The following is a 22,840-nucleotide window of genomic DNA, read 5'->3' as shown; positions in this document are numbered from 1 at the left end:
GCTTTTTAACGCTATAGTTTTGACATCGTTAACCAACCAACTTTTTTAAAACCCAAAGTTCAATTTTTAGTCCGGACAAAAAGAACTGAAGAAAACTAAAAACCACCTTAAAATTTAAAAAATGAAAAAAAACATGTATCACTCAGTACTTTTATTTTTAAGCTTTATTGCTTTTAGTTCCTTTTCAATTTTAAAAGATAATTTTCTTATTGAAGCTAATATTACAGGATTACGCGATGGCTCAAAGGTCATTTTATATGAAACAGATACCCAAAAGCTTGTAGACTCTGCAACAGTGAGAGATAATACGTTTGTATTGACAGGATTTAGTAATACTGAACCAAAGTCATACGTATTACAGGTAATGAACGATAAGATAAACCAGTTCACCTTTATGTATTTTAGTAATGAGGAAATAAAAATAAACGGTAATATTTCTGATTTACCTAACAACCTTACAATTGAAGGTTCTGAACATAATTCGGTTAAATCAAAACTGGATAAGCTGACACAACCTTACAAAACCAAGAAGTTTGATGCCGAACAGGAAATGCGTAAAATATATGAAGAGGGTAAATGGAATGACAGTATTAAAAATATTTATTTAGGCTCTGGTGGCGTTTTAGAACAAATTTCTCAAGAAGAAAGGGCTGTAGAAAAACAATTTATTAAGGAAAACAGTAATACTTATTACTGCCTTTATCTAATGTACCTTTATAAAGCACTCTCTTATACAGATAGCGAACTTAAGGACGTATATAGCTCTCTTTCATCAAAAATGAAGAAAAATAAATATGCTGAAGCGATAAAAGTACAATTGAATACAGTTAAGCCGGCAGCAGGTGATAAATTCACCAATTTTAAAGCCCTTAATAGAGACGGCAAACTAGAAAAATTCTCAAAATACTTTGATGGAAAGTACGTCCTTCTAGATTTCTCTTCTCCTACATGTAGCAATAGCAAAAATGCATTACCAATGCTAAATGATTTCTACAACAATAAAGCTGATAAAATAAAAATTATATCCTATTATACAGGCAATAATAAGGAACATTTTGAAATTTTTTCTAATAAGGAGGAACGCCCATGGGACTTTATCTGGAATACTGATGGAGAGTTTAATGAAGCTTATTTGAAATATTATGTTGCGGGTACACCTACCTATTATCTGTTTGCCCCTAACGGAGTACTTTTAGATACTTGGATGGGATATACAGAGGAAACTCAAAACAGAATTGAACAAATTGTAAAATAACATGAAACTATTTAAAAAAATAATATACCCTTTTATTATTTTACTAAATGTAATAAGCCTATACCTCATAATAGACTTGTCAAATTATGATGAAATGGTAAGTTATCTTAAAAATGGTGATGAAAAGTTTACTAACACACGGGAAACTGCCTTAGTATTTTTATTTACCTGTATAGTAAACCTATTGTTTATAACCATAAACTTTATGAAAAGCCTTATACTGTTAAGGTATCAATAAAAATTAGATATACAGCAGCAGTCCTACTGTTGCCAGGGATTTTTTTACCCAGAAATTCTAGGTAGATGCAGCTTATAAACGAGCAAAAACTTCAGATTGTTTTGGTCGAGGAATATGTTCGGCAACCTTCGACAGCTTTAATACCGGGACAAGCTTGGCTACTGCTTATAAAATTAACGAGATGTCTTTTACCCTTCAGATTAACCGTAAAACATTGTTTCAAAACGATGAAGTAAGTATCGCAGGAATACCTTCGGTAATTTTACACCCAAAAATCTTTTGATTGACACAACAAGTTTGCAAAACCTTGGTCTTAATACAAATTACAACATAATACCTGAAGGTGAATATGACATAATATTAACTGACGGAAAAGTAGACCTGTTAATAAAAACGACATTTTAAAAGAAGAGGCTTGGGTTAGCCTCTTCTTTTTATTTTCTACAAAATAAATTCCTTTTTTCTATCTGCCCTTATATCCTCGTTCTAACAACAACTTGTTATTATACTCGCACTAATAGTCCAGCAATAATTCAGATAATACTTTAAAGCTCCTCCAAGTGCTTTTTACAATAATGAAACCACTATTTCCTAATAATGCTTTTTATTCACTTACAGCCATCAAAACAATCATTAGTATATTTCTACTCCATTTTAAATACTGCGTTGAACACAGCCCTTTATTACAACAACAAAAAGCAGGAAAACGGTTTAATTGAAGATATAGCCTTAAAAGCTAACAAAAGCACTATAAAATAATAAAAGTCACTTTTTAATTTATTCTTAATTATTTAGAATAAGAGTTACTGATAAGTAATTATTATAAACTACTCTATCTTTTTAAAATATTGTTTTGATTCTATAATGTCTTTGAAAACATAATCATTAATATGATTAACAAAATAGATTCTCTCTATATTTCCGTTTAAAATAACTTCTAAAATTAAATCATTATCATCAATAATAATATAGAACTTAGTGTTTTCTATTTGTTCTGCATAATCACTCGAATAGTATTTTAAGTTCACATGTGCTTTTAAACTGGGAAGCTCTAACTTAGTTATACCGTCTATTTTAACTTTTTCATATACTACAGGATTCACTTCCCCTCTGAAAAAATTAATAAATAAACCGTTATTATTAAACTCAATCGCCTCGATAGGCATTAAATATTCCTCATCTGCAACACTTGCCGACTTTAAAGCCTCAACATATTTAGCAGGAAACCAAACACAACTATCTTGGGAAAAACAATTAAATGAAATTAAAAATATCAAAATGAGTTTTTTCATAATCGTATTAATTTACTATTTAATTAGCCAAAATCATATAAATTAAATCCATGCCGCTTTAGCTACGTAAATTTAATATTATTCTGATTACCCATAATAATTTAATGAAAGCTAACAAAACCGCTATAAAACAAAAAAGCCAGTCATTACGACTGGCTTTTGTAGCTCCCCCTCTTGGGCTCGAACCAAGGACCCTCTGATTAACAGTCAGATGCTCTAACCAACTGAGCTAAGGAGGAAACTGTATATTCTAAAAGTAGTGCTGTATTTTCAATTTCTTCAGCTATTACTTAATCTTTCTAAGAACTCGTGTTTGCTAATATTGTTGCCTTTATTGCGGTGCAAATATATAACCATTTTTAATTTTCGCAAACAAATTCATGAAAAAAATTTGAAAAATTTTACTTACCCATTATCAGCTTAAAAATATCATTCCCGTTTACAAGTAAAACTAGCGATATAAGTATAACAAAGCCAGTGATTTGGGCATATTCCATGAATTTATCACCGGGTTTACGACCTGTAATCATTTCATATAATAAAAACATTACATGCCCACCATCAAGTGCCGGAATAGGCAATAAATTCATTACACCAAGCATAATTGATAACAATGCGGTAATATTCCAAAACGCTTCCCAACTCCATGTATTAGGAAAAATATCAAATATGGCATAAAATCCTCCCACACCCTTGTAAGCCCCCGTGCTTGGCGTAAATATAGCCTTAAGCTGGGTGAAGTATTTACTAAGCTCATCTTTGCTTCTTTTCAAGCCGGCAGGAACAGATTCAAAGAAACTATACTTTTCCTGACTTATTTTGTAATACCCTAACTTCTCAAGGTTACTAAGGCTTAAAGAACTTCTCATAACACCAAGCTTGCCTTCTTCATTAAAGCCTATTTTTACAGGCACTTCTTTTTCGTCTCTAAAAACAATTGCATCAAAAGTTTTTCCTTTATTGCTTTCTGCAATAGCAATTACCTCATCTGCATATTTTGTTTCCTGTCCGTTAATAGAGACAATAACATCACCTTTCTTTAAAACATCCTTATTAACCGAAGAATCATCAAGCTTAGCTACCACAAAAGGGTATCTTAATGATACTAACGGAGCTTTCTCTCCGTCCATCAGTTTATCAATAAGGTCTATAGGTAAATTAATATCCTGAACTGTACCGTTTCTCTCAATAGTAACAGTTTTGGCAAAAAGCACGTCATAAGCAACATCATTAAACTTCTCTACCTCTTTCCCGTCAAGTTTAAGTATTTTATCTCCGTCTTTAAAACCTAAATCTTCCGCAACCGGATTTACAACAGCAACACCATCTTTCACCTCGCTGTTAGCAATATAAGTTTCACCATACACATAAGCCATACCTATGTATATAATAATGGCAAGAATAAAGTTTACCGTTACACCTCCAAGCATAATGATAAGACGTTGCCATGCCGGCTTTGAACGAAACTCCCACGGCTTTGGCGGTTCGGCCATCTGCTCCTTGTCCATACTTTCGTCTATCATACCGGCAATTTTCACATAACCACCTAAAGGCAGCCAGCCTATACCGTAAACGGTTTCACCTATTTTCTTTTTGAATAAAGAATATTTTATATCAAAGAAAAGATAAAACTTTTCAACTTTGGTCTTAAACAATTTAGCCGGGATAAAATGCCCTAGCTCGTGCAATACAATTAATAAAGATAAACTCAATAAGAACTGAGAGAGTTTTATTACTACTTCCATTTGTTTATTTTAGATAACTCTGTTAACGCACAAAAATAGCATTTTCTGATTACTATCGGTCATTTAATTTTATTGTATAAACCATTTAAATGTTTGTTAATAATGCCAAATACTGTTTTAACTTCGGTTTTTGTAAGGTAACTTTACAGATAATATAAAATCCGACACCTCAGGATTAATGCAAAAAACACCTTTTTTGTTCATTTTAAAACCGCATTACTATGACCTCAAAACTGTTTTCGTTACTACAGATAAAAAGCATTATACTAAAAAACCGAATTGTAATTTCGCCCATGTGCCAGTATTCGGCCCATAACGGTTTTGCAAACAACTGGCATCTTGTACATCTTGGTTCCCGCGCCATAGGTGGTGCAGGACTTATAATACAGGAAGCCACAGCTGTTTCACCCGAAGGACGTATTACACCCGAGGATTTAGGTATATGGAGTGACGAACATATCGAAAAATTAAAAGAAATTACATCGTTCATCCTAACCGAGAATGCCGTGCCGGGAATACAACTCGCGCATGCCGGAAGAAAAGCAAGTACCTCCCCTCCATGGCAGGAAAGACGCCTGCTTACAGAAGCCGAGAACGGATGGCAAACCCTTGCCCCAAGTGCTATTCCTTATTACGACAACAATCCGCATCCGCCAAAGGAAATGACGAAAGAGGACATCAAAAAAGTAATTCAGGATTTCAAGGATGCTGCACGCCGTGCACATGAGGCATGCTATAAAGTTCTCGAAATACACGCCGCACACGGTTATCTTATCCATCAGTTCCTTTCGCCGCTTTGCAATAACAGAACCGATGAGTATGGCGGAAGCTTTGAAAACCGCATACGCCTGCTACTGGAGATAATGGAAGCTGTTAAAACCGAATGGCCTAACGACCTGCCTTTATTTGTGAGAATTTCGGGAACCGACTGGGCGCCGGGTGGCTGGGATATTGATGAATCGGTTACACTGGCTAAAATCCTTAAGGAAAAAGGCGTTGATGTGGTAGACTGCTCTTCGGGCGGAGCCGTACATCACCAAAAAATCCCTGTAACACCGGGTTACCAAGTCCCCATAACCGAACGTATTAAAAAAGAGACGGGTATTCATACCGGAGCCGTAGGACTGATTACCAAAGCACATCAGGCAGAAGAAGTACTGTATAAAGAACAGGCCGACCTGGTGTTTTTTGCGCGCGAATCGCTTAGGGATCCCAACATTGGGCTTAACTTTGCACATGAACTAAAGGCCGATATTATATGGCCTAAACAATATGAAAGGGCACAACTGGAAGATTAACTTATAATTTAATATTCCTTATTTTGCGTTAGTGTTTTTCACGCACTCTACAAGGCATTCAGCTTTGTGACGTAAGCAAATTGAATACTGAATCGTTAAAAAAGATTTGCTGTTTGAGCAAAGCGAGTTCAAATCTTTTAGATGAAGCAGACAATTTGTAGTCTAAGAAGCTGTAGCCTTGAATTTTTGGTTCTTTTGTTTCAAGACAAAAGAACAATATAAAAGCAACATCTATTAATAATTATTATGCAAAAAATAAAAGCTGCTCTACTGTCTTATGGATTGTCGGGCAAAGTGTTCCATGCTCCTTTTTTGGAACTGCATCCGCGTTTTGAACTCACCGGATCATGGGAACGTAGCAAAAAACTCATACAACAGGATTACCCAAATGTAAAAAGCTATACCTCTCTGGAAGAGCTTTTGCAGGATGATGTCGATTTAGTGGTGGTTAACACTCCGGTGGAAACACATTATGAGTACGCCAAAAAAGTACTGGAAGCAGGTAAACATGCCCTTGTAGAAAAAGCATTTACTACAACCGCTGCCGAAGCCGAAGCACTTCGCGACCTGGCAAAAGCAAAAGGACTTAAACTTTGCGTATACCAAAACCGTCGCTGGGACAGTGATTTTAAAACCGTAAAGGAAGTGGTAGACGAAAACCTGCTGGGAGATATTGTAGAAGCCGAATTTCGTTTTGACCGATACAATCCCAACCTTAGCCCAAAGGCCCACAAGGAAACCCAAAATGCCGGCGCCGGTGTACTTAAAGACCTTGGCCCTCATATTATAGATCAGGCAGTACATCTTTTTGGTTATCCTGATTCGGTTTTTGCCGATATACGAATAACCCGAAACAATTCGCTTGTAGACGACCTTATAGATATCCTGTTATACTATCCTGACAAAAGGGTAAAAATCAGGGCCGGATTCTTTTTTAGGGAAGCCGTTCCGTCTTATGCAGTTCACGGCACTAAAGGTTCTTTCTTAAAAAGCCGTGGCGACATACAGGAAGATGTATTACGAACAGGACAAAAGCCAACACTGGAAGGCTGGGGCATAGAGCCCGAAGAAAAGGCAGGAATACTGCATACCGAAAAGAACGGCGAAGTATTCCGCGGGCACATCCCTACACGTCCCGGTAATTACTACGGACTGTTTGATGCCCTTTACCACGCTATTACCGAAGACAAACCCGAACCGGTTACTGCCGATGAAGCCCTGCAGGTAATGAAAATTATTGATGCTGCCCTACTAAGCAGCAAAGAGAAAAAAGTAATCCAACTAAAATAAATAACAATGCAAAAAAGACAATTAGGAAAGTCTGACCTGCAGGTTTACCCCATAACATTTGGAGGAAACGTGTTTGGATGGACTATAAATGAAAAAACGTCGTTTGAGATACTTGATGCCTTTGTAGGATCAGGCTTCAACTTTATAGATACTGCCGATGTATATTCCCGCTGGGCAGAAGGAAACCAGGGAGGAGAGTCGGAAATCATAATAGGCAACTGGCTTAAAAAAAACAATAACCGTGATAAGGTTATTATTGCTACAAAAGTAGGCAGCGATATGGGAAGCGGTAAAAAGGATCTTTCCAAAAAATACATTATAAAAGCTGCCGAAGATTCCCTTAAAAGACTGCAAACCGATTATATAGACCTCTATCAAACCCATTGGGATGACCCTACTACACCAATTGAGGAAACTCTTGAGGCTTATGACCAACTTATAAAAGAAGGTAAGGTTCGCTTTATTGGAGCATCAAACCTGTCTACCGAAAGACTACAGGCTTCCATGCGTATTTCTTTTGAACAGAAATTACCTGCTTACGTAACCTTTCAGCCACATTATAACCTTTATGAACGTGAAGTTTTTGAAGAAAGCCTTGAAGAGGTATGCCTTGAGCACCAACTAGGTGTAATAAACTATTATTCGCTTGCCAGTGGTTTCCTTACCGGAAAATACCGCAGCGAGGCCGATTTGAGTAAAAGTCAGCGTGGTGGCGGAGTAGCAAAATACCTAGATGCAAGAGGCCAAAAAATACTAGCCGCTCTGGACAAGGTTGCTAATGAGCTTAATACCTCACAGGCAACCGTAGCCCTGGCATGGCTTATACACCGCCCGTCGGTAACCGCACCTATTGTTAGTGCTACTAGCCTAAAGCAGTTAGAAAGCATTACCAAAGCTCCTGATTTGGCTATAACACAACAACAATTAGACTTCCTTACTAAAGAAAGTGCATGGCATTAATATGCCACAACATTATGATAAAATTGTATAATTAAAAACCAAAGTAAGTTTTTACTTTTAACCTGTAAAAAAAGCCCGTTACAAAAACAGACTATTCCCTTTATATACAATTCATTCACAACCTAAAGTAAAATCGCAATACTATGGCAACAGGTGTACTGCAATACAAAAAGCACTACAGTGATGTAAAGTCCTATTACCTCAACAGGGTTAGATGGGCCGTATCATTATACTATTTTGCCATGGGATTGTGTTTTGCCACATGGGCAAGCCGTATTCCCGATATTAAAAGTATGCTGAACCTTTCCGAAGGTGATTTGGGTACGGTACTCTTTGCCATCCCTTTCGGGCAGTTGTTCATCATGCCCTTTTCGGGGACACTGGCTACAAAATACGGCAGTCATAAAACCGCTGTTGCAGGGCTTAGCCTTTATGTTATAAGCCTTGTTACGTTAGGGCTCGCAACACAGCGTGATCATTTACTACTGGCACTTTTCTTTTTTGGGGTATTTAGTAACCTTACTAATATCTCTATAAACACTCAGGGTATTTATGCCGAAAGCCTGTACAAACGCGCTATTATGTCGTCCTTTCACGGGGCATGGAGCATTGCCGGGTTTACAGGGGCAGTTATAAGCCTTGGCATGACAGCTTTGAATTTGAGTCCGCTACTGCACTTTGCCATAGTTTCGGCTATACTGCTGGTTGTAATAGCGACCAACTATAAATACCTGGTAAGGGTTAAAAACAAACCAACCGAAGAGAAAAAGAAAAAAGGACTGCCTAAACTAAACCCTGCCCTGCTATGGCTGGGTATCATAGGGTTTTGCTGTATGCTGAGTGAAGGTATAATGTTTGACTGGAGTGGCGTATATTTTAAAGATGTGGTTAAAGCCCCCGAAAAACTCGTGGTACTGGGCTACACCTCATTTATGCTTATGATGGCAAGCGGACGCTTTTTGGGCGACTGGGTAGTACAAAAGTTTGGGCGTAAAAAAGTATTACAGGTTAGCGGTTGCCTTATATCCCTTGGGCTATTCAGTGCCGTACTACTACCCTATGTGGTAACAGCAGCATTAGCCTTTATGCTTGTGGGTATTGGGGTATCTACAGTAGTACCAAGCGTGTATAGCCTGGCAGGACGAACTGAGGGCATTGCCCCAAGTATAGCCCTTACAATGGTTTCAAGTATCAGCTTTTTAGGCTTTATGCTTGGGCCTCCGGTTATTGGTTACATCGCCGAAGCCTGGGGACTTAAACTATCTTTTGCCACAATTGGTATCTTTGGGTTTATCATTACCATAATGGTAAGCCGCATCAAATCGGTAAGTGATTTATTTATTCGATAAAGCACTATCGGTTTACTCATTTACATAACAACTAAAAACATTCAGCTAAAATGGAATACAGAAAAATAGGAAATTCTGATTTAAAACTATCTGCAATAACCTTTGGAGCATGGGCTGCCGGAGGATGGATGTGGGGTGGTACCGAACGTAAGGATGCCATACACGCTATTCAGGCTTCATACAACGAAGGTGTAACCTCTATAGACACTGCACCAATTTATGGGCAGGGCGACAGTGAAGAGATTGTTGCCGAAGCTATTCAGGCCATTTCACGTGATAAGGTAGAAATCATTACAAAATACGGTATGCGCTGGGATTTGGCAAAAGGCGATTTTGCTATGAAAAGCAAAAACAATATGGGTCAGGATATAGACATCTATAAATATGCCGGCAAAGAAAGTATCATTAAGGAATGTGAAGACAGCCTTAAACGATTAAAAACCGACTATATTGACCTGTACCAAATACACTGGCCTGACAGCACTACTCCTATTCAGGAAAGTATGGAAGCCGTAGCACAGCTTATTAAAGAAGGTAAAGTACGTTATGCCGGGGTATGCAATTACAATGCTGCACAGGTACAGGAAGCCGATAAATATGTAAACATAATATCAGACCAGGTGCCTTACAGTATGGTAAAACGCGACATTGAAAGAGAGCTTATCCCTTACACCATAGAGTCGGGTAAATCCATAATTGCTTACAGCCCGCTGGAACGTGGATTATTAACCGGAAAAATGCAACCGGGACACAAGTTTGAAGAAGGTGACCACCGTGCCAACCTTTACTTTTACAAGGATGAAAACCTAAAACGTACTGCCGAATTTTTAGACAAACTTCGACCGTTAGCCAGTGATAAAAACGCAACATTATCCCAACTGGTACTTCGCTGGACTATAGAGCAGCCGGGCATAACCATTGCTCTTGCCGGAGCAAGGAATGCAGAACAGTCGGTTCAAAATGCAAAAGCGATTAACGTAAAGCTTTCCAAAGAAGAAATAGACTTTATTACGACCGAGCTTAACAAGCTTGAACTGATAAAATAAAAAAAGAGGCCTTGAGCCTCTTTTTTTATCTCTCCTTGTCATTTTGAAGACTGAGAGAATCTCCGGTTATAACTGTGTGAGATTTCTCCCTCCATTACATTGCGGTTCGAAATGACAGTTATGTATCATCTTTTTATTCCTTTATGAATTTAAGAGTTGTTTTACCCCCGTTTGTAATCAGGCTTACAAAATGAATACCCGATGGTAACTGAGACACATTCCATTGTGTTTGCGGTCCTGTTTCAAACTCCTTTTGTCCTAAAGCATTATAAAACACTGCTTTTTGTACTATGGCATTTTGAGGCAGTGTAACCTGCAACTCATCCTTAACCGGATTAGGGAACAGCTTTACCTGAGACAGTTTAAACTGAGAAGTAGCAAGGCTGGCACTATTAGAACAAATGATATCCCTCTCCGGATCAAACTCAAACCCTGCCACTGTAAAAGGAACATCTACCACAAACTGTTGCCCGCTAAAGGTATGATTCAGTTTTACATCAAATGTTTCCCCATCGGCACTAAGCAATCTTATTTTTACAGGCATTTCAAAGAAATCAACCATAGACCCGGTTTGATCCTGATTAATGGTAATTTGTACCTGTCCGCCTCCTATATCCTGAGTAGTTACATCATAAATAGGGTATCCCTGACTGTATATCCAATCGTTAAAAAATCCGTTAAGATCCATTCCCGATACCGCTTCAAGATGCGCTTGCAAATCGGGAGTAGTAGCATATCCAAAAGCCAGGTTTTCATCGTTAAGGTAATTGCGCAGTCCCTGATAAAAATCTTCATCACCCATAATATAACGAAGCATATGCACCACCATAGCCCCTTTATTATAACTAAGCCTGCTACTAAAAATACGCCCTACACTATTCAGCTCTGCTTCGGGAACATAAACAATTCCTTCCGGACTTGAGGTGATACTGATAATCCTCTGAGCCTTCCAGTTTATAAAGTTATGATTACCGTCAAGGTTTTCTATTACCAACCCCGAAAGGTATGTTGCAAATCCTTCGTTAAGCCATATATCGCTCCATGTACCACAGGTTACCTTATCACCAAACCACTGATGTCCCAGTTCGTGTGCTATAAGATTCCTGTTAAAATTCACCATAAAAGAAACGGTAGTATGCTCCATCCCTCCGTTAATGTTACACTGGGCATGCCCGTATTTTTCGTTAGCAAATGGATAGGTGCCAAAAAGGCTTTCATACAAATCCATTATAGGCAGGGTTGCTGCCAGCTGATCCAGTGAAGCCTCATAATTTTCAGGATAAATATAATTTACTATCGGGAACGTATTAGGAGCTGTACCTGCCTGTTGCGTATACACACTATATTCGGTAACCGCTATAGCTATAAGGTAAGCTGGAATAGGATATTCATGTTTAAAATGGGTTGTTTTATTGCCTTCGCCGTCCAGTTCCTGTGACTGCTCTACCCCGTTAGATACACTGGTGTATTCCTGCGGTGAAGTTATATAAACATCAATACTGTCTATCTTATCATTTAAATCCTGCTTGCACGGCCACCAGTCTTTCGCTCCATAAGGTTCGGAAAGCGTACTCATAACCGGTATACCATTGTGCGTACCCAGATTAAAGGCTTCTTCCTGTGTGGATGGCGTTCCCGAATAGGTCACAGTCACCGTACCCTCTTCACCCTCGTTTAACTGTTGCGCCAGTGTTATCACCAGTTCGTTTCCGCTTTGGGTATACGTAAGGTTATTTTCCCCACTTGTTACTGAGGTTACGTTTAACTGACTGGTAAGATCAAACGTTATGGTGGTCATATTTTCCAGTGCAGTATAATTTGTAGTAACAACCCCCGAAATATAAAACTCAGCAGGATTTACCTCAAACTGCAACATGTGGTAAGTAATATCATAATTAGCAGTGTTGGGATTAGTGGTAAGATCCTTAAGCTGAAAGGCCGATTTCATTTCGGCTTCGGCTATCTGCTGTGTTTGTATATCGGTCTCCTGCGCATGGGCTGTATAAAGCGCAAAAGCACACAAAAGGGCAAGTATATTTTGTTTCATTACGGCAATTTTTTCAAAAGTAAACAGAAATTGCTGTTTTCTAAAGCGTTAATAATAAAAAAGCAAACTTTTAAACTTTGGTAAAGCACAAGCAATAATTAAAACAATTCATTAAATTTGCTCACTTTATTAAAAACCATATCCATGTTACAGACAGTATTTATTAGAGAAAACAGAGAGAAAGTAATTGAGGCTTTGGGCAAAAGAGGTTTAGATGCTACCGGGATGGTAGACGAAGTAATTGCCCTTGACGAAAAAAGAAGGTCCACACAAGTGGAGCTTGACACTGTTTTATCCGAATCCAATAAGCTGTCAAAAGATATTGGTGGACTGATGAAAGCAGGCGAAAAGGAAAAAGCCATGCTTTTAAAAGAAAAAACGGGTCAGTTAAAAGAGCAGAGTAAAGATTTAGGTGACGAACTTAACAGAGTGTCTGAAGAGTTACAGCAACTGCTTTACAAAATACCTAATATTCCGGCAGATATTGTTCCGTCAGGAAAAACCGCCGATGATAACGAAGAGGTTTATAGTGAAGGTGATATCCCTACTCTTTTTGAAGGTGCATTACCACACTGGGAACTGGCAAAAAAATATGACATTATTGATTTTGAACTGGGTACTAAAATTGCCGGAGCAGGTTTCCCTGTATACAAAGGCAAGGGTGCAAGGCTACAGCGTGCGCTTATTACCTATTTCTTAGACAAAAATACAGAAGCAGGCTATAAAGAATACCAAGTGCCTCACCTTGTTAACGAGGCTTCGGGTTATGGTACAGGGCAGCTACCGGATAAAGAAGGACAAATGTACCATGTAGGTATGGATGATATGTACCTTATCCCTACTGCCGAGGTTCCTGTAACCAACTTTTTTAGAGATGTTATTGTTCAGGAAAACGAACTGCCTGTACTTTGCACGGCCTACACTCCTTGTTTTAGGAGAGAAGCAGGATCGTATGGTGCACACGTGCGCGGACTTAACCGTTTACACCAGTTTGACAAGGTAGAAATTGTAAGGGTAGAACACCCTGATAACAGTTATGCTGCTCTTGACGGAATGGTTGAACATGTAAAAATGCTTTTACAGGAATTAAAACTTCCTTACAGAATATTACGCCTATGCGGTGGCGATATGGGCTTCACAGCGGCACTTACTTATGACTTTGAGGTGTTTTCAACCGCACAGGACCGTTGGCTGGAAATCAGTTCGGTTTCTAACTTCGAGACGTTCCAGGCAAACAGGCTTAAGCTTCGTTTCCGTGACAAGGATGGTAAAAACCAACTGGCACACACCCTAAACGGAAGCTCACTGGCATTGCCTAGGGTACTGGCGGGTATACTTGAAAACTACCAAACTCCGGAAGGTATTGTAGTACCGGAAGTTTTACGTCCGTACACCGGTTTTGATATAATTAATTAGTAAATTTGTTACTATACCAAAAACGCGGGTAATGCTAAAACAGGTATTACCCGCGTTTTTTTTAATAAAATTGGTTTATGAAAAAAGTATTTGCCTTTATAGCCCTTATATGGTCGGTTGCGGTGTTTGCCCAAAACGAACAGCTGGCTCAAAACTATTTTGAGAGAGGCGAGTTTGAAAAAGCCCTGCTTATATATCAGGATTTAGAGGCTTCACATCCGGGTAATACCTTTTTTCTTCAAAAAACCGTAGCCTGCTATCAGCAAATGCAACAATACAATAAGGCTGAAGAACTGATTAACGAAAGGCTGGAAAAAACAAAAAGACCATTTTTATATGTAGAACTGGGTTACAACTATCAGTTACAGGGCAATACTGAAAAAGCCGAAAGCAATTACGAAAAAGCGATTAATTCAATCAATGAAAACGCCACAAATGTATATGCAGTAGCCCAAAATTTTGAGCAGAAAATTTTGCCCGAAAGAGCCATTAAGGCCTATGAAACAGCTACAGCCATAAACAAAAGCATGAACTTTGATTATCAAACAGCCATATTACAGGGACAACTGGGTAATATGGATTTGATGATTGAAAAACTGCTTAGTTTCGCTTATAACAATCCGCATAACCTGCCTGTTGTAAAAAACCAGCTTTCAAGGTTCATGATGCAGGATGCTCAGGAGTCCTTTAACGAAGCGCTTCGCAAAGCCCTGCTGGTAAATACTCAAAAAAATCAGGATATTTTCTGGAACGAATTTCTAAGCTGGTACTATGTTCAGCAAAAGGATTACGGTAAGGCATTCATTCAGCAAAAAGCAATTTTCAGACGTGATGCAAATACTTTTACTAACATCATTACACTGGCAAGGCTTGCTGCCGAAGAAAATGAAACAGAAACAGCAAAGGAAATTTTTACTTACATTCTTGAAAACAGTGATGTGGCTTCGGTGCAGTTATATGCACACCAATACCTGATATCTGAAGATATTAAAGATGCTAATGAAGGTGATTTTGCTGCTATAAAACAACGTATAAACGACCTTTTGGAACAATATGGCAGCGGCCCAAACACGCTGGACCTGCAAATACTCAAAGCCGACTTTGAAGCTTTCCACCTTAAAGAGAGCAATACCGGTATTGCAACGCTTAATCAGGCGCTGGAAATTGGACTTAACCGCTACCAGAAGGCCGAGGTAAAAATGAAACTGGCCGATATATTATTACTGGATGAGAAATTTAACCAGGCAATTATTTATTATGCCCAAATTGAAGACGAACTTAAAAACGATGAGGTAGCACACGAGGCAAGCCTTAAGGTTGCAAAAGCCAGTTATTTTAAAGGCGATTTTGAATGGGCTCAAAAACAGCTTAAAGTCTTAAAATCATCGTCATCACAGCTTATAGCTAACGATGCCCTTGAACTTTACTTATTGATTATAGATAACACGGTTGAAGACAGCACCCAAACTGCCTTAAAGAAATTTGCCCGCGCCGACTATAAACTGTACCAAAACAAAAAACAGGAAGCTCTTGACGGCTTTAAGGATATACTGGCTAACGACAAAACCGAAAGCATACAGGATGTTACCCTGCTGCGTGTAGGCCGTATGTATGAAGATTTGAAACAGTTTGACCTTGCCCTTCAATACTACAAACAGATAATAGACAATTATGCCGAAGGGATTTATATTGACGAAGCCCTGTTCTATTCGGCAGAGATATACAACAAAATACTGGAAGACCCCGAAAAGGCAATGCCCCTGTATGAAAAGGTCATTTTTAATCATGAAGACAGTATTCACTTTGTTGAGGCCCGAAAACAATATAGGCGCCTTCGAGGTGATGCAAATAGTTAGTTAATAATTGTACCTTTGCATTGATTGTTCCTAACAAAAGGAATAGTAAATCACCAAACTTACATTTCATGATAATATATAACGTAACAATAAATATAGACGATTCTGTTCACGACCAGTGGGTTAACTGGATGAAAGACAAGCATATTCCGGAAATACTGGCTACCGGAAAGTTTACCGAAGCTAAAATGGTACGAGTGCTAATCGTTGAGGAAATGGGTGGTACTACCTACTCTATACAATACTTTACAGAAAGTAAAGAAATGCTGGAAAGGTACTATCAGGAAGATGCTCCTAAGTTTAGGGAAGAAGGCATGAGGCTTTTTGGCGACAAGATGCTTGCCTTTAGAACCGAACTTGAATTAGTACACGAGTTTAAACGTTAATAAACAACCCGCTGCCTGTAGCCTGTACAGCTTGCAGGCTCATATATAAATGAAGATGGATAAAGTTAGAGCCAAAAAACACCTTGGGCAGCATTTCCTTACAGACGAAAATATTGCTAAGAACATCGCCGATGCCCTAACACTGGAAGGGTATAAAAAAGTACTGGAAATAGGTCCCGGTATGGGCGTACTTACCAAATATCTTTTGGAAAAACCCATAGAGACCTATGTTATTGAGATTGATAACGAATCGGTTGAATACCTTAACGCACATTACTTTAAGCTACACGGCAAAATTATATCTGAAGATTTTTTAAGGTATGATATTACCAAGGTTTTTGGCGATGAACCTTTTGCTATAATAGGAAACTTCCCATATAACATTTCGTCTCAAATTGTGTTCCGTGCGCTTGAAATGCGCGACCGTATCCCTGAGTTTGCAGGAATGTTCCAAAAGGAAGTTGCCGAGCGTGTTTGTGAAAAAAAGGGCACCAAAACCTACGGAATCCTATCAGTATTAACTCAGGCATTTTATGAGGCAGAATACCTGTTTACCGTACCTGAAAACGTATTTAACCCACCTCCAAAGGTAAAATCGGGCGTGTTGCGTTTAAAGAGAAAGGAAAACTATAAACTGCCTGTAAACGAGAAACTGTTTTTTAATGTGGTAAAAACTGCCTTTAACCAGCGCAGAAAAACACTTCGTAACAGTTTAAAAACATTTAATCTTTCTGATAATTTAAAGGAAGATAGTATCTTTGACCTTCGTCCGGAGCAACTGTCTACGGAAGACTTTATTGAACTAACAAAAAAAATAGCGGCTAATGGAGTTTAAAATCAGCAGGGATTTTATTGCTCAGATAGAGCAATTAATAAGTGAAAACCGTGAAAAGGAATTACAGGATCTCCTTGAGGATATTCACTATGCTGATATCGCCGAAATTATGGGCGAGCTGGACGACTCCGGCGCTATTTATATTTTCCACATACTTGACAGCGAAAAGACGGCCGAGATACTTCTGGAAATTGATGAAGAAGTAAGGGAGAAAATCCTTCGCGAACTTTCATCAAAAGAAATTGCCGAAGAGCTTGACGAACTTAGTACCGATGACGCTGCCGATATTATTGCCGAACTGCCTCAGGACCGTAAGGAAGAGGTAATCTCTGAACTTGTAGACGTAGAGCACGCAAAAGACATTGTTGATCTTTTGCGCTATGATGAAGACAGTGCCGGTGGTTTAATGGGTAAGGAGCTTGTAAAGGTTAACGAAAACTGGAACGTACTTACCTGTGTAAAAGAAATGAGAGAACAGGCTGTAAACGTACAGCGTGTACACTCCATTTATGTGGTAGACGATGAGAACAGGCTAAAAGGGCGACTATCGCTTAAAGACCTGCTTACCACCTCTACCAAAACCCCAATTAGTGAAGTTTATATCCCTAAAGTGGATTTTGTAAAAGTGGATACCCCCGATGTGGAGGTAGCACGTATAATGCAAAAATATGACCTGGAAGCAATTCCGGTTGTAGATGAGCTGGGCAGGCTCGTGGGCCGTATTACCATTGATGACATCGTAGACGTTATTAAGGAAGAGGCCGACAAGGATTATCAGCTGGCAGCAGGTATCTCGCAAGACGTAGAGGCTGATGACAGCATAATCGAACTTACCCGCGCGAGACTGCCATGGCTCGTTCTAGCCCTTTTGGGCGGATTTATTACCGTAAAAGTAATGGGACTTTTTGATGCCGCCATGAAAGCACACAGCGAACTGTTTTTCTACACTCCGCTTATTGCTGCAATGGCAGGTAATGTAGGCGTACAATCGTCTGCGATTATTGTACAGGGTATTGCTAACAATACCATTAGTGGGTCGCTTTTCAGCAGGCTTATTAAAGAAGTTTCGTTAAGCCTTCTCAACGGTACTATACTTGCCATAATCTTAATTTTAGGAAGCCATTTCCTTTTAGATGTAGATTATGACCTGGGCTTAACCGTAAGTATATCACTGGTTTCGGTTATTATCATTGCATCGCTTATAGGTACATTTATCCCTATCCTACTAAATAAGGTGGGAGTTGACCCCGCTTTGGCTACAGGTCCGTTTATCACCACCAGTAACGATATTTGCGGTATCCTTATTTATTTTACTATCGCAAGAGCAATATTAGGGTTTTAATAATGTATTACAAATCTGTTTAAAACACCGTCTTTAATCCAGTAACCTATAGAACCTGCGCTTTCATTAAAACGAAGCCAGTGTAACTGTTCCTTTTTATAGTCTTCAAATTTCTTTGAACTAATAACATTAAAAGACATTGATATGGGATAATTTTCTGAAAATAGTTCCTGCTTACTACCTATGTATAAACCATCTATTTCCCATCCGGAATCTGGATTATTTACTTCAACACTATCCAGTACATCATTAGTAAAACTATATATATCTCCTTCAAAACTATAATTTACAACAAGTCCGTCATCGCTCTCATTTTCATCCAGTTTATTGAGCTTCCCAAACTCTTTTTCAAATTTATTTTTAGTAAAACCTTTGATGTTTTTACCTTTAAAGAATACCTTATTTAAAGGCATCTTTTCTATATCACTCATAAACATAGACCGTAAATCTTTCTGAAAGTCAAAGTCAAAAAATTCTTTAATAGTCCCTGTAAGCGATTTTCTTAAAACAAGTTTATTATCTGGGTATGCCTTATGTTCATCAGGAAAAACTATATAAGTATTTTGTTGGGTTAAATAAATAGTATCTCTAACGGCATCCTTTTCAATAACTATCATATTGTGAATCATATCTCCGCCTAAAGTACCCGGCTCGCACCAAAATTCAACTCCCTTTTTCTTTTTTGCCTCCCTGTTTATTGCAAGCAGTCTGTTTGCCATTATGGTGTCGGTTGACTGAGCTGTGACATAATTATAAAAATAATCTGTATCAGCTTCTTTTAGATAGGTAGCGATTGAACATGGACCGTCGTTATTTTCATTTATAAGCCTGTAAGCCGTAATTTTTACCTGTTGTGAAAAACAGGCTGCATAACTAAAAAGCAGTATAAGGTAAAGGTGTCTCATTAATTACTATTTTTACGTAAAACGTATTTATGAAAAAATTATTTCTGTTGCTTTCTGTTTTATCTATAGTAACAACACTACTTATACCTAAACATACCTCTTTAAACCCCGAGAAAGAAAAAGCTGTTATTAACCAATTACTAAACGACTGGCATGCCGCAGCCGCTAAAGCCGACTATAACGGATACTTTGACAAAATAGCCGACGATGGCATTTACATAGGTACCGATGCTACCGAGAACTGGGACAAAAAAGCCTTTGCTGCTTTCTCCAAACCTTACTTTGACAAAGGTCGTGCATGGGACTTTAAAGCTGTTGAGCGTAATGTTTACTTTAGTAAAAATGGTAAAACTGTGTGGTTTGATGAATTGCTTGACACCTGGATGAAAGGCTGCCGCGGATCGGGCGTGTTGGAAAAACAGGGCGGCGAATGGAAAATAAAACACTATGTACTTTCCATGACCATACCTAATGAAGTTACCCCAGAGGTAATTCCTTTAAAGGCAAAATATGAAGATGCTTATATCCAGAAACTGAAAGAAAAAAAATAGCTTTTAATTATCCATAGTTACTATATTTCATTTAACTTACTTTGAATTTTTTCAGTAATCCCTTTAAAATTCTTTAAGTTATCACAGTTTTCATCAAAATATTCTTCGTAATAATATTTGATATTATCTGCATATTGAACAGAGTACATTTCAACTTCATAAATCTTTTTTCTAATCATTGAAGCTAAGCCAACCTGTTCTTCACTACCATAATCATCAAAACCAATTTCATTTCTTAACTCCATTGCTCCTTTTAAAAAAACCAAGAAAAAATCATCTGAAAGAACTCTAAAATCAGTCGGCTCTCCTTTTGATTTACATTCTTCCATATAGTCATAATAAGCTGGTATAAAATCATTAAAAATAATAACCCAACTTTGTTTTAAATAATCCGAAACGCCAAACTTAACACGATACCTCTCTATAATCTTACTACTATTATTGAAAAAACTCAAACATAATTCACCTATTTCTCTATGCCTTCTTACTTTATCCTCTATATGATTTTGATATTTTGCTCTATGTTCCAATAGAGATTCTGAGTAAAAATCCACATTACTATTTAAATTAAGAAACATTTTTTCCCAATTGTCATCACTTTTAAAAAAATACTGAATAGATTGATAATTCATTAAATAATCCATCTCAAGTATCCGATTAAAGCTTTTGTTTGCGCTAAAATGTGTTACATTAGGCTGTGTTGGATGCTCTAACTCTAATTCATAATAGACTTTCATACTTTTACCTTGCTCAACTATTATATCAGTTATATTAACAAGAAGACTTTTTAATAATTGTAAACGATCTTTATAATCGTCAATAGTCTGTTGGTTTTTTTCCTCTCTTTCTTTTTCAACTTGTTCTCTTTGCTCTGCAATACCAAAAATCACAAATAGTATTGCTAAAAACGAAAGTAATCCACTTATAAGTGTAGCATAATTAGCAACTTTAGAATCATTAAAATCAATATCAAACCAAATCCAATCAGGCACTTCATTTATTACATCAACTGTAAACACAATTAAAAGTAAAGAAAATATGATCGAGATAAACAATACTGCCCGTTTTACAATTTTATAATTTTTACTCATACTTATATAAATTTTTAGTACTCCAATTTACTATAAAATTTTATGTTAATTATAATAAAAAAGCCCCGATACATTCGGGGCTTTTTATTATTCTGCTTTAGCACTTAAATGCTCTAACATATCTGTTGTCATGGCATCAAGGTCAAACTCGTGTTTCCAGTTCCAGTCCTCTCTTGCACTGCTGTCGTCAATACTTTGCGGCCAGCTGTCGGCTATCTTCTGGCGGAAGTCAGGCTCATAAGAGATGGTGAAATCCGGCATATGTTTCTTAATTGATTCTGTAATCTCTTTCGGGGTGAAATCCATTGCCGAAAGGTTGTATGAAGAACGTATTTTGATATTCTCGGCAGGTGCCTGCATAATCTCCACAGTAGCACGAATAGCATCATCCATATACATCATCGGCAGTCTTGTTTCCTCACTAAGAAAACAGTTGTACGTACCATTTTCCAGTGCTTTGTGGTAAATATCAACCGCATAATCGGTAGTACCACCACCCGGTAATGTAGACCAGCTTATAAGGCCCGGGTAACGTATGCTTCTTACATCCACACCATACAGGTTATGGTAGTATTCGCACCATCTTTCCCCTGATTGTTTAGAAATACCATATACGGTAGAAGGCTCCATTACAGTATACTGCGGTGTGTTTTGTTTTGGCGTTGTAGGCCCGAACACAGCGATACTTGAAGGCCAAAATATTTTTTCGATTTTCCCGGCTTTGGCTAAGTTAAGCACATGGAAAAGAGAGTTCATGTTCAAATCCCATGCAAAAGCAGGGTTTTTCTCGGCAGTAGCCGATAGTAATGCAGCCATCAGGTAAACATCGGTTACATTGTATTGCTCAATAACCTGTTCAATCTGATTAAAATCCAGAGCATTTACAACCTCAAACGGTCCCGACTCAACAAATTCAGGATCTGTTTTTCTTACGTCTGAAGCGATTACATTATCTGTACCGTAAATGCTTCTCAGCTTTTTGGTTAATTCTGTCCCAATTTGCCCACAGGCTCCAATAATTAGAATAGCACCCATAATTTTAAGTTTAGTGGCTGCAAAGATAGCGTTTTAGCATTATCAAATCCATTTATTTAACTGCTATATAAAACATTTTTTTTAAAGATTGTGATTTACTTATCAACCTTATTGCCATATTCTTAAAATGAAGTCGGTTTTTATTTCATGCTAATTATTTTATGGGCACGCAGGCATATTGGCCTAACATTTGTAAATTTGCTTTGCAATAAAAACACTATGAAGTATTTAAAACTCATTATATTATTTTGCTTTACTACCCTTGCCCTGTCCTGTAATGACGATGAAAAAATAAGGGAAGCCGAGGCATTAAGGGCAAAAGAACAGAGTGAAGCCATATTAAAGGTTATTAGTGAAAACTGGAAGTTTAATGTCCCGGCAGTAACACCGCGTGTAAAAACCAAACTTGACGGCTGGAACGAATGGCACAGTTTTAAAAGTGAACTTACCGATAAACCTACAGGCTCACTAACTGCATACCGAAATAAAGTAAAAGCCATAGCCGAAAAAGCCGATGAGCTAAACAAAAACATACCTCCGTTTTTTGATAAACCGCAGGTTAAAAGCCGTATTATGGTAGTGGTTACTAAAATAAGAACCCTTTACACTTACATTAATCTTGATGTGGTACAAAAAGATAAAATTGTTAGTGCTATTGGGGAGATTTCTAAAGAAACTATTTCTCTGCAAAATCAGCTGGATGAACTGGTGAAACTAAGCGAGATTCCGAAAGAAAAAGGTGAAGAAGATTTACTTAAAGCTCTGGACACCATCCGTATGGCTAACCCGGATATGATACCCGACGAAAACGATGCCAAACAAAAACCACTGTTAAAGCCTAAAGTTCTAACTCCTGTATCTCCTATTAAAAGAGGTCTAAAAGCAAAATCTGAGAATTGAAAC

Annotated in this window: 19 protein-coding genes and 1 tRNA gene; 13 read left to right on the top strand and 7 right to left on the bottom strand. The window is 37.9% G+C overall.

Annotated features, from left to right (window positions below; all coding sequences use genetic code 11):
• Positions 1-121 precede the first annotated feature (121 nt).
• The gene (locus GN157_RS16885) at positions 122-1,255 is read left to right on the top strand and encodes a thioredoxin-like domain-containing protein (RefSeq protein ID WP_157484648.1); all 1,134 of its coding nucleotides are present in this window, start codon (positions 122-124) and stop codon (positions 1,253-1,255) included.
• A 1,065-nt stretch (positions 1,256-2,320) separates the two neighbouring features.
• Here the strand turns inward: GN157_RS16885 and GN157_RS16880 are convergent.
• The 3 genes from GN157_RS16880 to rseP form a co-directional block, all read right to left on the bottom strand.
• Entirely contained in the window at positions 2,321-2,785 is a 465-nt protein-coding gene (locus GN157_RS16880) for a hypothetical protein (RefSeq protein ID WP_157484647.1), read from the bottom strand.
• Between the two features lie 165 nt (positions 2,786-2,950).
• Positions 2,951-3,024: transfer RNA gene (locus GN157_RS16875), tRNA-Asn, on the bottom strand.
• 162 nt (positions 3,025-3,186) lie between these two features.
• Positions 3,187-4,530: an RIP metalloprotease RseP gene (rseP, locus tag GN157_RS16870; protein ID WP_157484646.1), complete on the bottom strand. Its 1,344-nt coding sequence runs from the start codon at positions 4,528-4,530 to the stop codon at positions 3,187-3,189.
• Between the two features lie 221 nt (positions 4,531-4,751).
• Between rseP and namA the strand changes: the two genes are divergently transcribed.
• The 5 genes from namA (at position 4,752) to GN157_RS16845 (ending at position 10,473) form a co-directional block, all read left to right on the top strand.
• Complete coding sequence (gene namA / locus GN157_RS16865; protein WP_157484645.1) at positions 4,752-5,828, top strand: NADPH dehydrogenase NamA; 1,077 nt, start codon at positions 4,752-4,754, stop codon at positions 5,826-5,828.
• 246 nt (positions 5,829-6,074) lie between these two features.
• The gene (locus GN157_RS16860; protein ID WP_157484644.1) at positions 6,075-7,118 is read left to right on the top strand and encodes a Gfo/Idh/MocA family oxidoreductase; all 1,044 of its coding nucleotides are present in this window, start codon (positions 6,075-6,077) and stop codon (positions 7,116-7,118) included.
• A gap of 6 nt (positions 7,119-7,124) precedes the next feature.
• Positions 7,125-8,078: an aldo/keto reductase gene (locus tag GN157_RS16855; RefSeq protein ID WP_157484643.1), complete on the top strand. Its 954-nt coding sequence runs from the start codon at positions 7,125-7,127 to the stop codon at positions 8,076-8,078.
• 143 nt (positions 8,079-8,221) lie between these two features.
• Positions 8,222-9,427, top strand: a complete 1,206-nt coding sequence (locus GN157_RS16850) for an MFS transporter (RefSeq protein ID WP_157484642.1) — start codon at positions 8,222-8,224, stop codon at positions 9,425-9,427.
• Between the two features lie 50 nt (positions 9,428-9,477).
• Complete coding sequence (locus GN157_RS16845) at positions 9,478-10,473, top strand: aldo/keto reductase (protein ID WP_157484641.1); 996 nt, start codon at positions 9,478-9,480, stop codon at positions 10,471-10,473.
• Between the two features lie 133 nt (positions 10,474-10,606).
• Here GN157_RS16845 and GN157_RS16840 read toward each other — a convergent pair whose 3' ends face one another.
• Positions 10,607-12,520, bottom strand: coding sequence for a M1 family aminopeptidase (locus GN157_RS16840; RefSeq protein WP_157484640.1), 1,914 nt, complete (start codon positions 12,518-12,520; stop codon positions 10,607-10,609).
• Positions 12,521-12,664: 144 nt separating this feature from the next.
• Between GN157_RS16840 and serS the strand changes: the two genes are divergently transcribed.
• The 5 genes from serS (at position 12,665) to mgtE (ending at position 18,355) form a co-directional block, all read left to right on the top strand.
• On the top strand, positions 12,665-13,936 hold the full coding sequence (gene serS / locus GN157_RS16835; protein ID WP_157484639.1) for a serine--tRNA ligase: 1,272 nt from the start codon (positions 12,665-12,667) through the stop codon (positions 13,934-13,936).
• A gap of 77 nt (positions 13,937-14,013) precedes the next feature.
• Positions 14,014-15,792, top strand: coding sequence for a tetratricopeptide repeat protein (locus GN157_RS16830; RefSeq protein WP_157484638.1), 1,779 nt, complete (start codon positions 14,014-14,016; stop codon positions 15,790-15,792).
• Between the two features lie 68 nt (positions 15,793-15,860).
• Positions 15,861-16,178 (top strand): DUF4286 family protein, encoded by a 318-nt coding sequence (locus tag GN157_RS16825; RefSeq protein ID WP_035131450.1) that lies wholly within the window; start codon positions 15,861-15,863, stop codon positions 16,176-16,178.
• Positions 16,179-16,233: 55 nt separating this feature from the next.
• The gene (gene rsmA / locus GN157_RS16820) at positions 16,234-17,013 is read left to right on the top strand and encodes a 16S rRNA (adenine(1518)-N(6)/adenine(1519)-N(6))-dimethyltransferase RsmA (protein WP_157484637.1); all 780 of its coding nucleotides are present in this window, start codon (positions 16,234-16,236) and stop codon (positions 17,011-17,013) included.
• On the top strand, positions 17,003-18,355 hold the full coding sequence (gene mgtE / locus GN157_RS16815; protein ID WP_157484636.1) for a magnesium transporter: 1,353 nt from the start codon (positions 17,003-17,005) through the stop codon (positions 18,353-18,355). The genes rsmA and mgtE overlap by 11 nt, the downstream gene beginning before the upstream one ends.
• Here mgtE and GN157_RS16810 read toward each other — a convergent pair.
• Complete coding sequence (locus GN157_RS16810) at positions 18,352-19,260, bottom strand: hypothetical protein (protein WP_157484635.1); 909 nt, start codon at positions 19,258-19,260, stop codon at positions 18,352-18,354. The two genes, mgtE and GN157_RS16810, sit on opposite strands and share 4 nt — an antisense overlap.
• Before the next feature lie 29 nt (positions 19,261-19,289).
• Here GN157_RS16810 and GN157_RS16805 point away from each other — a divergent pair, with 29 nt between their 5' ends.
• Positions 19,290-19,811 carry a nuclear transport factor 2 family protein gene (locus GN157_RS16805; protein WP_157484634.1) on the top strand — a complete coding sequence of 174 codons (522 nt, stop codon included), beginning with the start codon at positions 19,290-19,292 and terminating at the stop codon, positions 19,809-19,811.
• A gap of 20 nt (positions 19,812-19,831) precedes the next feature.
• Here GN157_RS16805 and GN157_RS16800 read toward each other — a convergent pair whose 3' ends face one another.
• Together GN157_RS16800 and GN157_RS16795 are read right to left on the bottom strand one after the other, a co-directional pair.
• Positions 19,832-20,902: a hypothetical protein gene (locus tag GN157_RS16800; RefSeq protein ID WP_157484633.1), complete on the bottom strand. Its 1,071-nt coding sequence runs from the start codon at positions 20,900-20,902 to the stop codon at positions 19,832-19,834.
• An 87-nt stretch (positions 20,903-20,989) separates the two neighbouring features.
• Positions 20,990-21,937 carry an L-threonine 3-dehydrogenase gene (locus GN157_RS16795; protein WP_157484632.1) on the bottom strand — a complete coding sequence of 316 codons (948 nt, stop codon included), beginning with the start codon at positions 21,935-21,937 and terminating at the stop codon, positions 20,990-20,992.
• 219 nt (positions 21,938-22,156) lie between these two features.
• Here GN157_RS16795 and GN157_RS16790 point away from each other — a divergent pair, with 219 nt between their 5' ends.
• Positions 22,157-22,837 carry a hypothetical protein gene (locus tag GN157_RS16790; protein ID WP_157484631.1) on the top strand — a complete coding sequence of 227 codons (681 nt, stop codon included), beginning with the start codon at positions 22,157-22,159 and terminating at the stop codon, positions 22,835-22,837.
• Positions 22,838-22,840: the final 3 nt, after the last annotated feature.

Origin of the sequence: Flavobacterium rakeshii (assembly GCF_009741375.1) — a bacterium.
Taxonomy (GTDB): domain Bacteria; phylum Bacteroidota; class Bacteroidia; order Flavobacteriales; family Flavobacteriaceae; genus Flavobacterium; species Flavobacterium rakeshii.
Note: the sequence above shows the minus strand (reverse complement) of the source record. Positions and strands in the feature narration are given on the sequence as shown.

What these genes read in the sequence shown, in the direction of transcription:
- GN157_RS16885 (WP_157484648.1), top strand. Translation starts at nt 122, where the DNA reads ATGAAAAAAAACATGTATCACTCAGTACTTTTATTTTTAAGCTTTATT.
- GN157_RS16880 (WP_157484647.1), bottom strand. Translation starts at nt 2,785, where the DNA reads ATGAAAAAACTCATTTTGATATTTTTAATTTCATTTAATTGTTTTTCC.
- rseP (WP_157484646.1), bottom strand. Translation starts at nt 4,530, where the DNA reads ATGGAAGTAGTAATAAAACTCTCTCAGTTCTTATTGAGTTTATCTTTA.
- namA (WP_157484645.1), top strand. Translation starts at nt 4,752, where the DNA reads ATGACCTCAAAACTGTTTTCGTTACTACAGATAAAAAGCATTATACTA.
- GN157_RS16860 (WP_157484644.1), top strand. Translation starts at nt 6,075, where the DNA reads ATGCAAAAAATAAAAGCTGCTCTACTGTCTTATGGATTGTCGGGCAAA.
- GN157_RS16855 (WP_157484643.1), top strand. Translation starts at nt 7,125, where the DNA reads ATGCAAAAAAGACAATTAGGAAAGTCTGACCTGCAGGTTTACCCCATA.
- GN157_RS16850 (WP_157484642.1), top strand. Translation starts at nt 8,222, where the DNA reads ATGGCAACAGGTGTACTGCAATACAAAAAGCACTACAGTGATGTAAAG.
- GN157_RS16845 (WP_157484641.1), top strand. Translation starts at nt 9,478, where the DNA reads ATGGAATACAGAAAAATAGGAAATTCTGATTTAAAACTATCTGCAATA.
- GN157_RS16840 (WP_157484640.1), bottom strand. Translation starts at nt 12,520, where the DNA reads ATGAAACAAAATATACTTGCCCTTTTGTGTGCTTTTGCGCTTTATACA.
- serS (WP_157484639.1), top strand. Translation starts at nt 12,665, where the DNA reads ATGTTACAGACAGTATTTATTAGAGAAAACAGAGAGAAAGTAATTGAG.
- GN157_RS16830 (WP_157484638.1), top strand. Translation starts at nt 14,014, where the DNA reads ATGAAAAAAGTATTTGCCTTTATAGCCCTTATATGGTCGGTTGCGGTG.
- GN157_RS16825 (WP_035131450.1), top strand. Translation starts at nt 15,861, where the DNA reads ATGATAATATATAACGTAACAATAAATATAGACGATTCTGTTCACGAC.
- rsmA (WP_157484637.1), top strand. Translation starts at nt 16,234, where the DNA reads ATGGATAAAGTTAGAGCCAAAAAACACCTTGGGCAGCATTTCCTTACA.
- mgtE (WP_157484636.1), top strand. Translation starts at nt 17,003, where the DNA reads ATGGAGTTTAAAATCAGCAGGGATTTTATTGCTCAGATAGAGCAATTA.
- GN157_RS16810 (WP_157484635.1), bottom strand. Translation starts at nt 19,260, where the DNA reads ATGAGACACCTTTACCTTATACTGCTTTTTAGTTATGCAGCCTGTTTT.
- GN157_RS16805 (WP_157484634.1), top strand. Translation starts at nt 19,290, where the DNA reads ATGAAAAAATTATTTCTGTTGCTTTCTGTTTTATCTATAGTAACAACA.
- GN157_RS16800 (WP_157484633.1), bottom strand. Translation starts at nt 20,902, where the DNA reads ATGAGTAAAAATTATAAAATTGTAAAACGGGCAGTATTGTTTATCTCG.
- GN157_RS16795 (WP_157484632.1), bottom strand. Translation starts at nt 21,937, where the DNA reads ATGGGTGCTATTCTAATTATTGGAGCCTGTGGGCAAATTGGGACAGAA.
- GN157_RS16790 (WP_157484631.1), top strand. Translation starts at nt 22,157, where the DNA reads ATGAAGTATTTAAAACTCATTATATTATTTTGCTTTACTACCCTTGCC.